At 40.2% G+C, this 15519-nt stretch carries 15 protein-coding genes, 12 tRNA genes and 2 rRNA genes; all 29 read left to right on the forward strand.

Annotated features, from left to right (window positions below; all coding sequences use genetic code 11):
• Positions 1–113: ribosomal RNA gene (locus tag PAN07_RS16860) — 23S ribosomal RNA — on the forward strand; the annotation flags it as partial.
• Positions 114–193: 80 nt separating this feature from the next.
• Positions 194–309 (forward strand): 5S ribosomal RNA (gene rrf / locus PAN07_RS16865).
• Positions 310–313: 4 nt separating this feature from the next.
• Positions 314–386: transfer RNA gene (locus PAN07_RS16870), tRNA-Val, on the forward strand.
• A gap of 5 nt (positions 387–391) precedes the next feature.
• Positions 392–462: transfer RNA gene (locus PAN07_RS16875), tRNA-Gly, on the forward strand.
• A 33-nt stretch (positions 463–495) separates the two neighbouring features.
• Positions 496–569: transfer RNA gene (locus PAN07_RS16880), tRNA-Ile, on the forward strand.
• A gap of 11 nt (positions 570–580) precedes the next feature.
• Positions 581–652: transfer RNA gene (locus PAN07_RS16885), tRNA-Glu, on the forward strand.
• 7 nt (positions 653–659) lie between these two features.
• Positions 660–749, forward strand: a tRNA-Ser gene (locus PAN07_RS16890).
• 14 nt (positions 750–763) lie between these two features.
• Positions 764–837 (forward strand) — tRNA-Met (locus tag PAN07_RS16895).
• A gap of 5 nt (positions 838–842) precedes the next feature.
• A tRNA-Phe gene (locus PAN07_RS16900) sits at positions 843–915 on the forward strand.
• A 13-nt stretch (positions 916–928) separates the two neighbouring features.
• Positions 929–1009 (forward strand) — tRNA-Tyr (locus PAN07_RS16905).
• 5 nt (positions 1010–1014) lie between these two features.
• Positions 1015–1085, forward strand: a tRNA-Trp gene (locus PAN07_RS16910).
• Between the two features lie 14 nt (positions 1086–1099).
• A tRNA-His gene (locus tag PAN07_RS16915) sits at positions 1100–1172 on the forward strand.
• Between the two features lie 12 nt (positions 1173–1184).
• Positions 1185–1256: transfer RNA gene (locus tag PAN07_RS16920), tRNA-Gln, on the forward strand.
• A gap of 9 nt (positions 1257–1265) precedes the next feature.
• Positions 1266–1349, forward strand: a tRNA-Leu gene (locus tag PAN07_RS16925).
• Positions 1350–1496: 147 nt separating this feature from the next.
• Positions 1497–2648, forward strand: coding sequence for an N-acetylglucosamine-6-phosphate deacetylase (gene nagA, locus PAN07_RS16930; protein WP_269798411.1), 1152 nt, complete (start codon positions 1497–1499; stop codon positions 2646–2648).
• Between the two features lie 193 nt (positions 2649–2841).
• Positions 2842–3219, forward strand: a complete 378-nt coding sequence (locus PAN07_RS16935; protein ID WP_269798412.1) for a DUF1033 family protein — start codon at positions 2842–2844, stop codon at positions 3217–3219.
• A gap of 54 nt (positions 3220–3273) precedes the next feature.
• Complete coding sequence (gene comGA, locus PAN07_RS16940) at positions 3274–4215, forward strand: competence type IV pilus ATPase ComGA (RefSeq protein WP_269798413.1); 942 nt, start codon at positions 3274–3276, stop codon at positions 4213–4215.
• Complete coding sequence (comGB, locus tag PAN07_RS16945; RefSeq protein ID WP_269798414.1) at positions 4136–5179, forward strand: competence type IV pilus assembly protein ComGB; 1044 nt, start codon at positions 4136–4138, stop codon at positions 5177–5179. Before comGA ends, comGB begins: the two co-directional genes overlap by 80 nt.
• On the forward strand, positions 5180–5503 hold the full coding sequence (gene comGC, locus PAN07_RS16950) for a competence type IV pilus major pilin ComGC (protein WP_269798415.1): 324 nt from the start codon (positions 5180–5182) through the stop codon (positions 5501–5503).
• On the forward strand, positions 5466–5900 hold the full coding sequence (gene comGD / locus PAN07_RS16955; protein WP_269798416.1) for a competence type IV pilus minor pilin ComGD: 435 nt from the start codon (positions 5466–5468) through the stop codon (positions 5898–5900). The genes comGC and comGD overlap by 38 nt, the downstream gene beginning before the upstream one ends.
• Positions 5863–6165, forward strand: a complete 303-nt coding sequence (gene comGE, locus PAN07_RS16960; protein WP_269798417.1) for a competence type IV pilus minor pilin ComGE — start codon at positions 5863–5865, stop codon at positions 6163–6165. Before comGD ends, comGE begins: the two co-directional genes overlap by 38 nt.
• On the forward strand, positions 6128–6589 hold the full coding sequence (gene comGF, locus PAN07_RS16965) for a competence type IV pilus minor pilin ComGF (RefSeq protein WP_269798418.1): 462 nt from the start codon (positions 6128–6130) through the stop codon (positions 6587–6589). Before comGE ends, comGF begins: the two co-directional genes overlap by 38 nt.
• Positions 6567–6968, forward strand: a complete 402-nt coding sequence (gene comGG / locus PAN07_RS16970) for a competence type IV pilus minor pilin ComGG (RefSeq protein ID WP_269798419.1) — start codon at positions 6567–6569, stop codon at positions 6966–6968. The genes comGF and comGG overlap by 23 nt, the downstream gene beginning before the upstream one ends.
• A 195-nt stretch (positions 6969–7163) precedes the next feature.
• Positions 7164–7865 (forward strand): histidine phosphatase family protein, encoded by a 702-nt coding sequence (locus PAN07_RS16975; RefSeq protein WP_269798420.1) that lies wholly within the window; start codon positions 7164–7166, stop codon positions 7863–7865.
• A 144-nt stretch (positions 7866–8009) separates the two neighbouring features.
• On the forward strand, positions 8010–9731 hold the full coding sequence (locus tag PAN07_RS16980; protein ID WP_269798421.1) for an ABC transporter ATP-binding protein: 1722 nt from the start codon (positions 8010–8012) through the stop codon (positions 9729–9731).
• Entirely contained in the window at positions 9718–11484 is a 1767-nt protein-coding gene (locus tag PAN07_RS16985; protein WP_269798422.1) for an ABC transporter ATP-binding protein, read from the forward strand. Before PAN07_RS16980 ends, PAN07_RS16985 begins: the two co-directional genes overlap by 14 nt.
• A 137-nt stretch (positions 11485–11621) precedes the next feature.
• Positions 11622–12311: a gamma-glutamyl-gamma-aminobutyrate hydrolase family protein gene (locus tag PAN07_RS16990; RefSeq protein WP_269798423.1), complete on the forward strand. Its 690-nt coding sequence runs from the start codon at positions 11622–11624 to the stop codon at positions 12309–12311.
• A 178-nt stretch (positions 12312–12489) separates the two neighbouring features.
• Positions 12490–13839, forward strand: a complete 1350-nt coding sequence (locus PAN07_RS16995) for a glucose-6-phosphate isomerase (RefSeq protein WP_006155372.1) — start codon at positions 12490–12492, stop codon at positions 13837–13839.
• Between the two features lie 131 nt (positions 13840–13970).
• Positions 13971–15431, forward strand: a complete 1461-nt coding sequence (gltX, locus tag PAN07_RS17000; protein ID WP_269798424.1) for a glutamate--tRNA ligase — start codon at positions 13971–13973, stop codon at positions 15429–15431.
• Positions 15432–15519 lie beyond the last annotated feature (88 nt).

Raw genomic sequence — 15519 nt, forward strand, 5'->3', positions numbered from 1 at the left:
CCATGATTTTATATCAGTAAGAGCCCTGAGAGATGATCAGGTAGATAGGTTAGAAGTGGAAGTGTGGCGACACATGTAGCGGACTAATACTAATAGCTCGAGGACTTATCCAAAGTAACTGAGAATACGAAGCGTGATTAGTTTTCAAGTGAAATTTGAAAGATATTCAATTTTGAGTATGTATGACTCAGAGTTAAGTGACGATAGCCTAGGAGATACACCTGTTCCCATGCCGAACACAGCAGTTAAGCCCTAGAACGCCGGAAGTAGTTGGGGGTTGCCCCCTGTGAGATATGGAAGTCGCTTAGCTAGAGGGAGTTTAGCTCAGCTGGGAGAGCATCTGCCTTACAAGCAGAGGGTCAGCGGTTCGATCCCGTTAACTCCCATTTTAGCGGGTGTAGTTTAGTGGTAAAACTACAGCCTTCCAAGCTGTTGTCGCGAGTTCGATTCTCGTCACCCGCTTTGAACTTTGTTCAAGTACCAAGTTTTTTACTTGGGCGCGTAGCTCAGGTGGTTAGAGCGCACGCCTGATAAGCGTGAGGTCGGTGGTTCGAGTCCACTCGTGCCCATTTAAGAATATGGTCCGTTGGTCAAGGGGTTAAGACACCGCCTTTTCACGGCGGTAACACGGGTTCGAATCCCGTACGGACTATTTTGTTGGAGGATTACCCAAGTCCGGCTGAAGGGAACGGTCTTGAAAACCGTCAGGCGTGTAAAAGCGTGCGTGGGTTCGAATCCCACATCCTCCTTTATTTATTATTAACGCGGGATGGAGCAGCTCGGTAGCTCGTCGGGCTCATAACCCGAAGGTCGTAGGTTCAAATCCTGCTCCCGCAATATTTGGCTCGGTAGCTCAGTTGGTAGAGCAATGGATTGAAGCTCCATGTGTCGGCGGTTCGATTCCGTCTCGCGCCATTTATATTATTAAGGAAGGGTAGCGAAGAGGCTAAACGCGGCGGACTGTAAATCCGCTCCTTCGGGTTCGGGGGTTCGAATCCCTCCCCTTCCATAGTAACGGGCATAGTTTAAAGGTAGAACTAAGGTCTCCAAAACCTTCAGTGTGGGTTCAATTCCTACTGCCCGTGTTTCTTAAACTATGGCGGGTGTGGTGAAGTGGTTAACACATCAGATTGTGGCTCTGACATTCGGGGGTTCGATTCCCCTCACTCGCCTATTTATATTATTGGGGTATAGCCAAGCGGTAAGGCAAGGGACTTTGACTCCCTCATGCGTTGGTTCGAATCCAGCTACCCCAGTTATACTTTGCCGGCGTGGCGGAATTGGCAGACGCGCTGGACTCAAAATCCAGTGTCCGCAAGGACGTGCCGGTTCGACCCCGGCCGCCGGTATAGTTTTACAGACAAGGTATTACCTTGTCTTTTTTTTTATAAATTTTTCATTCCAAATAGGTCTAGACCATTTACAAATTCTATAGAAAGGTTTATAATGTAATTGACATAATAAACGAAGTATAATTTTAAAAGGGGGTTAGTATTATGCCAAAGTATATTAAAGCTGATCAATTCTTTTATCCACATGGTATTCGCCGTGGTGGCTATTTGGAGCTTATTGATGGAAAGTTTGGTAAACACTTTGAAGAGTTACCTGATGGTGTCGAAGTTATTGATTATACTGGATACAGTGTTGCTCCGGGTCTTGTAGATACTCATATTCACGGATTTGGTGGTGTCGATGTTATGGATAATAATATTGAAGGAACACTGCATACGATGAGTGAGGGCCTCCTTTCTACTGGTGTTACGAGTTTCCTACCAACTACACTTACTTCTTCTTATGAACAATTACTTGCAGTGACTGAAAATATTGGTGCTCGCTATCAAGAGGCCAGCGGTGCTAAAATCCGTGGTATCTATTTTGAAGGACCATATTTTACAGAAGAATTTAAAGGTGCTCAAAATCCTGCTTATATGAAAGATCCACGTATGGATGAGTTTCGAGCTTGGCAGAAGGCTGCTAATGGTCTTCTAAATAAAATTGCTTTGGCACCTGAACGTGATGGCGTAGAAGATTTTGTTCGTACTATAACTGGAGAAGGTGTAACTGTTGCTCTTGGGCACTCGAATGCTACATTTGATGAGGCCAAGAAAGCTGTTGATGCAGGAGCGAGTGTTTGGGTTCATGCTTATAATGGTATGCGTGGTCTAACACATCGTGAATTAGGAATGGTTGGCGCTATGTATCAACTTCCTCATACTTATGCAGAGCTCATCTGTGACGGTCATCATGTTGATCCGAAGGCTTGCGAAATTCTACTCAAACAAAAAGGTACTGAAAATATTGTTCTAATTACTGACTGTATGACTGCAGGTGGTTTGCAAGATGGAGACTACATGCTTGGAGAATTTCCAGTTGTAGTTTCTAATGGTACAGCCCGTTTGAAATCTTCTGGGAACTTGGCAGGCTCTATTCTTAAGTTGAAAGATGGCTTGAAAAATGTGGTTGAATGGGGAATTGCTAATCCACATGAAGCTGTTATGATGGCCAGCCTTAATCCAGCTAAGTCAGTAAATATTGATGATGTATGTGGACAAATTCGAGAAGGCTATGATGCTGACTTCATTGTTCTCGATAAAGATTTGGAATTGGTGGCAACCTACCTTGATGGTGAGAAACGTTATCAAGCATAAGAATAAGCAGAAACTGGTTTACAGTTTCTGTTTTTATTTTTTTAAAGAAAAGAGAGGATTCTTTAACATTTTTTGCTTTTAAATACATGTATTTTTTTATTATGGAAATGTCAGACTATTCGTGAAAATAAGCAAATTTCTTTCATTGTTCTTAAAATTTCGCTATAATATACGATACAAAGGAAATGAAACTATGTATCGAGTTATAGAAATGTACGGGGATTTTGAACCTTGGTGGTTCATAGAAGGATGGGAAGAAGACGTCATTAGTAGTAAAAAATTTGAAAATTACTATGATGCCTTGAAGTATTATAAATCTTGCTGGTTTGAACTGGAAAAGAAAATTCCACTATATAAAAGTCGAGGAGACTTAATGACTATTTTTTGGGATCCAAGCGATAAAAGATGGTGTGAGGAATGTGATGAGTTTCTTCAACAATACCATTCTTTAGTCTTGTTAGAGGATGGTCAAGTTATTCCGGATGAAAAATTTCGACCTGGATATGAAAAACAAACGGGTCTTGAGGCTCATAGAACTTGCCACATAAAAAAAGAGGGAACAACTTTTTAAAGAAGTTGTTCTTTTTTTATATTTTCTTCGAATAATAAGAATGAGGAGGAAGATATGGTACAAGAACTTGCGCAAGAATTGATTACTCTTGCAAAGAATAAAGGGGCTCAGGATATTTATTTTGTTCCCAAAGATAGGATGTATGAGTTACATATGCGAATTGGTGATGAAAGGCGTTTGATTGACTCTTATGACTTTGATAAGCTAGGTGCTGTTATTAGTCATTTTAAATTTATTGCGGGTATGAATGTTGGAGAAAAGCGTCGTAGTCAGCTTGGGTCCTGCGATTATCAGCATAATGGCAAGGTTTCTTCACTACGCTTATCGACGGTAGGAGATTATCGTGGTCATGAGAGTTTAGTTATTCGCCTTTTGCACGATGAAGAACAAGAGTTGCGCTTCTGGTTTCAAGACCTTAAGGAACTGGAAAAGGGTTTTAGACAACGCGGTCTTTATCTTTTTGCAGGCCCTGTAGGAAGTGGGAAAACTACCTTAATGCATGAATTAGCTAAGTCATTGTTCAAGGGACAACAAGTCATGTCCATTGAGGACCCAGTCGAGATTAAGCAAGAAGAGATGCTACAATTACAACTCAATGAAGCTATTGGACTGAGTTATGAAAACTTGATAAAACTTTCTTTGCGGCACCGCCCAGATCTTTTAATCATTGGAGAAACCCGGGATAGCGAGACGGCGCGAGCAGTTGTTAGGGCTAGTTTGACGGGTGCTACAGTGTTTTCAACCATACATGCAAAGAGTATTCGTGGGGTCTATGAGCGTCTTTTAGAACTTGGTGTCAGTGAGGATGAACTCGCAGTTGTTTTACAAGGTGTTTGCTACCAGAGACTAATCGGGGGAGGAGGAATTATTGATTTTGCAAACCAAAATTATTCAGAACACCAGGCAGAAAAGTGGAATGAGCAAATTGATCAGCTTCTTAAAGACGGACATATCACTGCCCTTCAAGCTGAAACAGAAAAGATTAGCTACAAGTAAACAAAAGAAGATTATAGCACTTTTTAACAATCTCTTCTCTAGTGGTTTTCACCTAGTAGAGATTATTTCCTTCCTAGAGAGGAGCCTCTTGTTAGAAAAAGATTATGTCTCCCTCATGCATACAGGACTTGCCCAGGGAAGATCTTTTTCGGAAATGATGGATAATCTAGGTTTTTCGAGTTCGATTGTCACGCAGCTTTCGCTGGCTGAGCTACACGGAAATCTCCATCTGAGTTTAGGGAAAATCGAAGAATATCTAGATAATCTTGCAAAAGTTAAGAAGAAGTTAATTGAAGTTGCGACCTATCCAGTTATTTTACTAGCTTTCTTACTGCTTATTATGTTGGGCTTGCGGAATTATCTCCTGCCCCAACTGGATAGTAGTAACATAGCTACCTTAGTGATTAGTAACCTACCACAGATTTTTCTAGGACTTACACTAACTTTGGGACTTGTATCTTTAACAGGGCTGATTTTCTACAGGAAATCTAGGAAGATATCAGTCTTCTCTTTTCTGGCTAAATTTCCATTTCTAGGTGTGTTTGTTCAATCATATTTGACTGCTTATTATGCTCGTGAATGGGGGAATATGATATCTCAAGGATTAGAGCTCACGCAGATTTTTCAGATGATGCAAGAACAAGGTAATCCACTTTTTAGGGAGATTGGTTTTGATTTAGAGCAGTCCTTACAAAATGGGAATGAATTTTCTAAGGTTGTTCAGAACTATCCTTTCTTTAGAAGGGAGTTGGGATTAATTATTGAATATGGAGAGATTAAATCCAAGTTGGGAAGCGAATTGGAGATCTATGCGGAAAAAACCTGGGAATCCTTCTTTGCCCGAGTCAATCGGACCATGAACCTCGTTCAACCACTGGTCTTTATTTTTGTAGCCCTACTAATCGTTTTATTGTACGCAGCCATGTTGCTGCCAATGTATCAAAATATGGAGGTAAATTTTTAAATGAAAGAAATGATGATGAAATTAAAAGAAGCCAAGGCAAAAGCTTTCACACTGGTCGAAATGTTAGTGGTCCTTCTTATCATTAGCGTTCTACTCTTACTGTTTGTGCCAAATCTGACTAAGCAAAAGGATACAGTGAATGATAAGGGGAAAGCTGCAGTAGTTAAGGTGGTAGAAAGTCAAGCAGAACTCTATAGTCTGGATAAAAATGAAGATGCTAGTCTAAGCAAATTACAGGCAGATGGACGTATCACTGCTGAGCAGGCAAAAGCCTACAAAGAATACCATGCGAAACAAAATACAAATCAAACAGTTGCGGATTAAGGCTTTTACCATGCTAGAAAGTCTATTGGTATTGGGGATAGCTAGTGTTTTAGCTTTCGCCTTGTCAAGCTCGGTTCAGACGACTTTTGCTGCTGTGGATGAACAAATTTTCTTTATGGAGTTTGAGGAACTTTATCGGGAAACTCAGAAGAGAAGTCTTGCTAGTCAGCAAAAGATCAACTTAATGCTAGAAGAGAGAAGTATTGGAAATGGCTATCAGAAATTAGCCATCCCTAAAGGAATTCAATTGCAGTCTAATCAGTCAATTTCCTTTGACAAGGCTGGTGGGAATTCGTCTCTGGCAAGTGTGAAATTTCAAACAAGGAAAGAAGTGGTTCGCTACCAACTATATCTAGGAAATGGAAAGATTAAACGTATTCAAGAAGCAAAAAATTAAGGCGGTTATTTTACTGGAAGCAGTGGTTTCACTAGCCATTTTTGCCAGTATTGCAACTCTCTTGCTGGGACAAATTCAAGAAAGTAGAAAAAGAGAAGTAGAACTTCTAAAACAGGAAGAAGTTTTGCGAGTGGCTCGGATGGCTTTGCAGACCGGACAAAAGGAGTTGACTGTCAATGGCCTTACGGTTCATGTTGTCTCGAATGAGCGAGGTTTGGAGGTATACCATGGAACGGAGAAATTACTGGCGATTCAAGATAAGTAGAGTCAGAGCTTTTACGCTTTTAGAATCCCTGGTTGCTCTTATTGTGATTAGTGGTAGCTTGCTTCTTTTTCAATCTATGAGCCAACTCTTGGTTTCAGAAGTTCGCTACCAGCAGAGAAGTGAGCAAAAAGAATGGCTCTTATTTGTAGATCAGCTAGAAGCAGAGTTGAATCGAGCCCAGTTTGAAAAAGTGGAGAATGATAGACTTTACCTCAAACAGGATGGGAAACCCATTTCCATGGGCAAATCAAAGTCAAATGATTTTCGAAAAACAGATGCTAGTGGACGTGGCTATCAACCCATGGTCTATGGTCTAAAATCTGCTCGTATTTACCAAGAAGGTCAAGTAGTTCACTTCAATTTTTATTTTGACAAGGGACTAGAGAGGAAATTTATCTATCGTGTGGAAAAAGAAAAAAGTTAAAGCAGGAGTGCTCCTTTACGCTATCACTATTGCAGGTGTTTTTAGCCTCTTATTTCAGTTTTATCTCAATCGACAGCTGGCCCATTATCATGATTATGCCCTAAATAAAGAAAAACTAACTGCCTTAGCCATGGCGAAAAGAACTTATGAAAAAGCTACTTCTGATAGTGGAGAACGGTTATTCACTATGGGGAAAGTTATTTATCATAATGAAGAGAAAGGATTTGTCACAAGGGTTATTTCAGATAAAAATTATTATGAATTTCACTTTCCGTCTTTGAAAAAAACAGAAGAAAAAAGCCAAAAGAAAGATGGCAAACAAAATCAAATAGTTGTGAAAGAAAGCAATAGAGAGACTTCAACTGAAGGGAAAAATTGAAGAATTTTTCTTACAAGTAAGTTCTCTAGTATTTAGAATATGATATAGGAGTTAAAAGTCGAATATTTTCGGCTTTTTTATTGTTGAGATAGAAGTATCAGATTGGAGTTGAAACTGTAAAGGTTTGATACTAGGGCTTTAGATAAGGATTTTGCTTTAAATCATGCTATAATAGATACATATGGAGGACGGAAAATGGCAAGTGTAAAATTGTATCTAGTGCGTCATGGTAAAACAATGTTTAATACGATTGGGCGTGCTCAGGGCTGGAGTGATTCACCTTTAACTGCTGAGGGAGAACGTGGTATTCATGAGTTGGGAATTGGCTTGCGTGAGTCAGGATTAACTTTCGAGCGCGCTTATTCAAGTGACTCAGGACGGACAATCCAGACGATGGGAATTATTCTTGAGGAGCTTGGATTGACCGGACGAATTCCTTATCGAATGGATAAGCGTATCCGTGAGTGGTGCTTTGGTAGCTTTGATGGGGCATATGATGGAGAACTCTTTATGGGAATTATTCCTCGTATCTTCAACGTTGATCATGTTCACCACTTGTCTTATGCAGAACTTGCAGAAGGCATAGTCGAGGTTGATACTGCAGGCTGGGCTGAAGGCTGGGAAAAGCTAAGTGGCCGTATCCGTGAAGGTTTTGAAGCTATTGCCAAGGAAATGGAAGCACAAGGCGGAGGGAATGCCCTTGTTGTGAGTCATGGAATGACTATTGGAACCATCGTATATCTAATCAATGGAATGCAGCCACATGGTCTTGATAATGGTAGTGTTACCTTACTTGAGTATGAAGACGGCCAATTTACAGTCAAGGTTGTTGGTGATCGTAGCTATCGTGAGATTGGTAGAGCCAAGTTAGAAGAAGTTGACCGTTCAGAGCAATAAAATCAATTGTTACACGAGCACTTACAGTGGACGGTTGAGTGTTTTGACAAGAGTTTTCATTTTTGCTAGAATATCGTCAACATGAAAGTATAAGAAGGGATGACAAGTTGTCGTTCCCTTTTATCTATTTTATTAGGAGGAGATATGCTGTTTAAGAAAATAAAAGCATATAAATGGCAGGCAATGGCTTCGCTAGCTATGACTGCTTTAATGGTAACGAGTTCTCTCATACAGCCTCGCTACTTGAGGGATGTTTTAGAAGCATTATTAGTAGGAGATAATGAAGCAATCTATAGTCTTGGATTTTGGCTGATTCTTGTAGCTCTAATCGGTCTGGTAGCAGGTGGAATTAACGTCGTACTAGCAGCTTACATTGCCCAGGGAGTTTCATCTGATTTACGGGAAGATGCCTTTCGTAAGATTCAAACATTTTCATATGCCAACATAGAGAAGTTTAATGCAGGGAATCTTGTCGTTCGAATGACTAACGATATCAATCAAATCCAAAACGTTGTCATGATGACCTTCCAAATCTTATTTAGATTGCCAATTTTATTTATCGGATCCTTTATATTAGCCATTCTGACACTGCCATCATTATGGTGGGTACTAGTTCTTATGGTTCTATTGATTATTCTCATGATGGGTATGATGATGAGGATGATTTTCCCACGATTTGCTATGTTTCAAAAACTGTTAGAGCGTATCAATGCCATTGCTAAGGAAAACCTTCGTGGAGTACGAGTGGTTAAATCCTTTGTCCAGGAAAAAGACCAGTTTGATAAGTTTACCCAAGTATCAGATGAATTGTTAGGAGAAAACATTTATATTGGATATGCATTCTCCGTTATGCAACCTGCAATGATGTTAATTTCATACGGAGCAGTCTTTTTATCAATTTGGTTTGTTGCTGGTATGGTTGAAACCAATCCATCAGTTGTTGGCTCTATTGCTTCTTTTGTAAACTATCTAAGCCAGATTATTTTTACAATCGTGATGATTGGCTTTTTGGGAAATTCAATCGGTAGAGCTATGACCTCTATGCGTCGTATCCGAGAAATCCTGGATACAGAGCCAGCCATGACTTTTGAAGATGTCGATGACGAAGAGTTAGAAGCAAGTCTGAGTTTTGAAAATGTAACCTTTACCTATCCAACAGACAAAGAACCTATCTTAAAAGATATAAGTTTTGACATTGCTGCTGGTGAGATGGTTGGAGTTGTTGGTGCAACTGGTGCAGGAAAATCCACCTTGGCTCAGTTAATTCCACGATTGTTTGATCCTCAGCAAGGCTCTATTAAAATTGGTGGTAAAGACATTCGAACAGTCAGTGAGGGAACACTTCGCAAGACGGTATCCATTGTCTTACAAAGGGCTATTCTCTTTAGTGGGACCATCGCTGATAATATCAGACAAGGAAAAGGTGATGCAACTGTCCCAGAAATGGAGCGTGCAGCAAGCATTGCTCAAGCCAGTGAGTTTATCAGCCGTATGGAGTTAGCATTCGAAAGTCCTGTAGAAGAACGAGGAGCCAATTTTTCTGGTGGACAAAAGCAGAGAATGTCCATTGCTCGTGGAATTGTTAGCAATCCTAAAATCTTGATTTTTGATGATTCTACTTCGGCACTTGATGCCAAGTCAGAACGCTTGGTTCAAGAAGCGCTAAATAAGGACCTGAAGGGAACAACTACAATTATTATCGCTCAGAAAATTAGTTCTGTTGTTCATGCGGATAAAATATTGGTTCTTGATCAAGGTCGTTTGATTGGTCAAGGGAAACATGCTGATTTGGTTGCCAATAATCCGGTCTATCGTGAGATTTATGAAACACAAAAAGGAAAGGAGGAGTTAGATGAAAACATTTAAATTCTTTTGGAACTATTTTAAAGTTTACAAGATTTCCTTTATCATTGTTTTTACTATGATTGTTGTTGCGACAATTGCACAAGCTCTCTTTCCAGTTTTTGCAGGCCAAACCGTAACAGAACTTGCTAATTTAGTAGTGGCCTATCAAGATGGAAATCCTGAAGTCGTTTGGCAGAGTCTGTATGCTCTCCTCCTCAATCTGGCCTATACCCTAGTCGTTTTAGTAGTCTCTAGCTTAATTTATATGCTCTTAATGACACATATTATGGCAGGATCGACAAATGAGATGCGTAAGGGACTTTTTGGTAAGCTATCGCGCTTAACAGTCTCTTTCTTTGATCGACATCAAGATGGAGATATCCTCTCTCGTTTCACTAGTGATTTAGATAATATCCAGCAAGCTTTTAATGAAAGTTTAGTATCAGTCATGACAAATATTGCCCTTTATATTGGACTGATTATTGTCATGTTTGCTAAAAATGTTACTCTTGCTTTTATTACAATTGCCAGCACTCCAGTTGCTATCCTCATGTTGATTGTCATTTTGAAATTAGCAAGAAAATATACTAACCTTCAGCAAAAAGAAGTTGGGAAGCTAAATGCATACATGGATGAAAGTATTTCTGGGCAAAAAGCAGTTATCGTTCAGGGTATTCAAGATGATGTAATCGCAGGTTTTGTTGAGCAAAACGAGCGTGTCCGTAAGGCAACCTTTAAGGGTAGAATGTTTTCAGGGATCCTATTCCCTGTCATGAACGGGATGAGCTTGGTCAATACAGCTATTGTTATTTTTGTTGGTTCAGCTGTCCTACTCAATGATACGAATATCGAGACTTCAACAGCGCTTGGTTTGATTGTTATGTTTACTCAGTTCTCTCAACAGTATTATCAACCCATAATCCAGTTGGCAGCTAGTTGGGGAAGTTTGCAGCTCGCCTTTACAGGTGCTGACCGAATTCAAGAAATGTTTGATGCCGAAGAAGAAGTCCGCCCTCAAAATGCTCCAGCTTTCACGGAATTGCGAAAGGGTGTGGAGATTCGAAACGTAGACTTCTCCTACCTAGCAGATAAGCCAATTCTTAAAGATGTCAGCATTTCAGCTCCAAAAGGTAAAATGATAGCGGTAGTTGGTCCTACAGGTTCTGGGAAAACGACCATCATGAACTTAATCAACCGATTTTACGATGTAGATGCTGGTAGTATTACTTTTGATGGAACAGATATTCGAGAGTTTGATTTAGATAGTTTACGGAGTAAGGTAGGAATTGTTTTACAGGATTCTGTCTTATTTAGCGGAACCATTCGAGACAATATTCGCTTTGGTGTCCCAGATGCCAGTCAAGAAATGGTAGAAGCTGCGGCGAAAGCTACACATATTCATGATTATATCGAAAGCCTGCCAGAAAAGTATGACACTCTTATCAATGATGATCAAAGTGTTTTCTCAACAGGGCAGAAGCAATTAATATCTATCGCTCGAACTTTAATGACGGATCCTCAGGTCTTAATCTTGGATGAGGCAACATCAAACGTTGATACTGTAACAGAAAGTAAGATCCAGCATGCTATGGAAGCCATTGTAGCAGGAAGAACTAGTTTTGTGATTGCCCATCGCTTGAAAACCATTCTCAATGCCGATCAGATTATCGTTCTCAAAGATGGTCAAGTTATTGAGCAAGGAAATCATCAGGAATTGCTTAGACTTGGTGGATTTTACGCAGAATTGTATCATAATCAATTTGTCTTTGAATAAAAGGAAGGTTGTCCTAGAATAGGGCAACTTTTTTTCTGATAAAAGAAACCTATCACAGCCTTTTAAAATACATATTAGACAGGAATGAGTTGGAGTGATAAGATAGATTTATCAAAGGAAATTGAAAGGAAAACAGTATGGCAAGAACGGTTGTTGGAGTAGCTGCGAATCTATGTCCTGTGGACGCAGAAGGTAAAAATATTCATTCATCAGTCTCTTGTAAATTTGCTGAGAGCATTCGTCAGGTTGGCGGACTTCCTTTGGTCATTCCAGTAGGAGATGAGTCACTTGTCCATGATTACGTAGAAATGATTGATAAGCTTATCTTAACTGGAGGACAAAATGTTCATCCTCAGTTTTATGGTGAGGAAAAAACCATTGATAGTGATGATTATAACCTAGCTCGTGATGAGTTTGAGCTCGCTCTTCTACAAGAAGCATTACGTCAGAACAAGCCAATCTTAGCCATTTGTCGTGGTGTCCAGCTCGTCAACGTTGCCTTTGGTGGAACCCTCAATCAAGAAATTGAAGGACACTGGCAGGGGCTTCCTTTTGGAACGTCACATTCCATTAAAACGGTTGATGGAAGCCTTGTGTCGAAATTGTTTGGTAAAACTAGTCAGGTTAATTCAGTTCATCGTCAGAGTATTAAAGACTTGGCTCCAAATTTCCGTGTAACAGCAGTAGATCCCCGCGACCAAACGATTGAAGCAATCGAATCTATAGATGATCACCGTATTATCGGCTTGCAGTGGCATCCAGAGTTTCTAGTCAACGAAGAAGATGGGAACTTAGAATTATTTGAGTATTTATTGAATGAATTGTAACGACTAGAATCCTGGTCGTTTTTTTATTCGTAGGGTTTGATGCTTCAAGTTTTTTAATTTTATACAATTTTACGCAAACGTTTGAATTATGATAAAATTTGAGGAAATTCAGTATAAAAACTTGAAAAAATCCAAGGTAAGCGTTATGATAGAAAAGAAGAAATTTTGGAGGAATACTATGTCACATATTAAATTTGATTATTCAAAAGTATTAGACAAATTTGTTGCACCGCATGAAGTGGAATACATGCAAGCACAAGTTACAGCAGCAGACGAATTGATCCGTAAAGGAACTGGTGCTGGTAGCGACTTTTTGGGTTGGTTGGACCTTCCTGAAAACTACGACCGCGAAGAATTTGACCGCATCTTGAAAGCTGCTGAACAAATCAAAGCAGACAGTGATGTTTTGGTCGTTATCGGTATTGGTGGATCATACCTTGGAGCGAAAGCTGCCATTGACTTCTTGAACCACCACTTTGCAAACTTGCAAACAAAAGAAGAACGCAAAGCACCACAAATCCTTTATGCTGGAAACTCAATTTCATCTACTTACCTTGCTGACTTGGTAGAGTATGTTGCAGATAAAGATTTCTCAGTCAACGTGATTTCTAAATCAGGTACAACAACTGAACCAGCCATCGCTTTCCGTGTCTTCAAAGAACTCTTGGTTAAGAAATACGGTCAAGAAGAAGCGAACAAACGTATCTACGCCACTACTGACCGCCAAAAAGGTGCTGTTAAGGTTGAAGCAGATGCTAATGGTTGGGAAACATTTGTTGTTCCAGATGATATCGGTGGACGCTTCTCAGTATTGACAGCCGTTGGTTTGCTTCCAATCGCAGCATCAGGAGCTGATATCAAAGCCCTTATGGAAGGTGCTAACGCAGCTCGCAAAGATTACACTTCAGACAAAATCTCTGAAAACGAAGCTTACCAATACGCTGCAGTTCGTAACATCCTTTACCGTAAAGGCTATGCAACTGAAATCTTGGTAAACTACGAGCCATCTCTTCAATACTTCTCAGAATGGTGGAAACAATTGGCTGGTGAGTCAGAAGGTAAAGACCAAAAAGGTATTTACCCAACTTCAGCTAACTTCTCAACAGACTTGCACTCATTGGGTCAATTTATCCAAGAAGGAACTCGTATCATGTTTGAAACAGTTGTTCGTGTTGACAAACCACGTAAGAACGTGATCATCCCTACATTGGAAGAAGACCTTGACGGACTTGGCTACCTTCAAGGAAAAGACGTTGACTTCGTTAACAAAAAAGCGACTGACGGTGTTCTTCTTGCTCACACTGACGGTGACGTACCAAACATGTACGTGACTCTTCCTGAGCAAGATGCCTTCACTCTTGGTTACACTATCTACTTCTTCGAATTGGCAATCGCCCTTTCAGGTTACTTGAACGCTATCAACCCATTTGACCAACCAGGTGTTGAAGCATATAAACGTAACATGTTTGCCCTTCTTGGAAAACCAGGATTTGAAGAATTGAGCAAAGAACTTAACGCTCGTCTATAATAGATTCAACAAAGAGTGGTTTTACCACTCTTTTTACTATTTCTAGAAAAGAGAAATTGGACTCTGGCAAGACTTGTGATATAATATAGAGAGCAAAAAGGCAGACGCCTAGAGACTTTATAGGAGAAGCTATGTCAAAAGATATTCGTGTGCGTTATGCACCAAGTCCAACAGGACTACTACACATCGGAAATGCCCGTACAGCATTGTTTAACTACCTGTATGCACGCCACCATGGTGGAACTTTTATCATCCGTATTGAAGACACAGACCGCAAGCGTCACGTTGAAGACGGAGAACGTTCTCAGCTTGAAAACCTTCGTTGGTTGGGCATGGACTGGGATGAAAGTCCAGAGACTCATGAAAACTACCGCCAGTCTGAACGTTTGGAACTCTATCAAACATACATTGACCAATTGCTAGCCGAAGGAAAAGCCTACAAATCTTATGTTACAGAAGAAGAGTTGGCAGCGGAACGTGAACGTCAAGAAGCAGCTGGGGAAACACCTCGCTACATCAACGAATACCTTGGTATGAGTGAAGAAGAAAAAGCGGCTTATATCGCAGAACGTGAAGCAGCAGGTGTGATTCCAACGGTGCGTTTGGCAGTCAATGAGTCTGGTATTTACAAATGGCATGATATGGTCAAAGGTGATATCGAATTTGAAGGTGGCAATATCGGTGGTGACTGGGTTATCCAAAAGAAAGATGGCTACCCAACTTATAACTTTGCCGTTGTCATCGATGACCACGATATGCAAATCTCTCACGTCATCCGTGGAGATGACCATATTGCTAATACACCAAAACAGCTCATGGTTTATGAAGCGCTTGGATGGGAAGCACCAGAGTTTGGTCACATGACCTTGATTATTAACTCTGAAACTGGTAAGAAGTTATCTAAACGTGATACTAACACCCTTCAGTTTATCGAAGATTACCGTAAGAAAGGGTACCTTCCAGAAGCTGTCTTTAACTTCATTGCCCTTCTTGGATGGAATCCGGGTGGGGAAGACGAAATCTTCTCTCGCGAAGAACTTATCAAGCTCTTTGATGAAAGTCGTCTCAGTAAGTCTCCAGCAGCCTTCGACCAGAAGAAACTAGACTGGATGAGCAATGACTATATTAAGAGAGCTGACTTGGCAACTATCTTTGAAATGGCAAAACCATTCCTAGAAGAAGCAGGACGTTTGACAGATAAGGCGGAGAAATTAGTGGAACTCTACAAACCACAAATGAAGTCAGTGGATGAAATCGTACCATTGACAGACCTCTTCTTCTCAGACTTCCCAGAATTGACAGAAGCTGAGAGAGAAGTCATGGCTGGTGAAACTGTACCAACTGTACTAGAAGCTTTCAAAGCGAAACTCGAGGCTATGTCAGACGAAGAGTTTGTGGTAGAAAATATCTTCCCACAAATCAAAGCGGTTCAAAAAGAGACTGGAATCAAAGGGAAAAACCTATTTATGCCAATCCGTATCGCCGTTTCAGGAGAGATGCACGGACCAGAATTGCCAGAAACCATCTACTTGCTTGGTCGTGAAAAATCAATCCAACATATCGAAAAAATGTTGGCAGAAATTACAAAATAGTAGATAAAAAGAACTCAATATTTGAGTTCTTTTTACATGTGCTTATTTGAAAATGCAAAAATTTTAGTGTATAATGTTAAATATCAGA

This window comes from Streptococcus sp. SM5, from assembly GCF_027497975.1.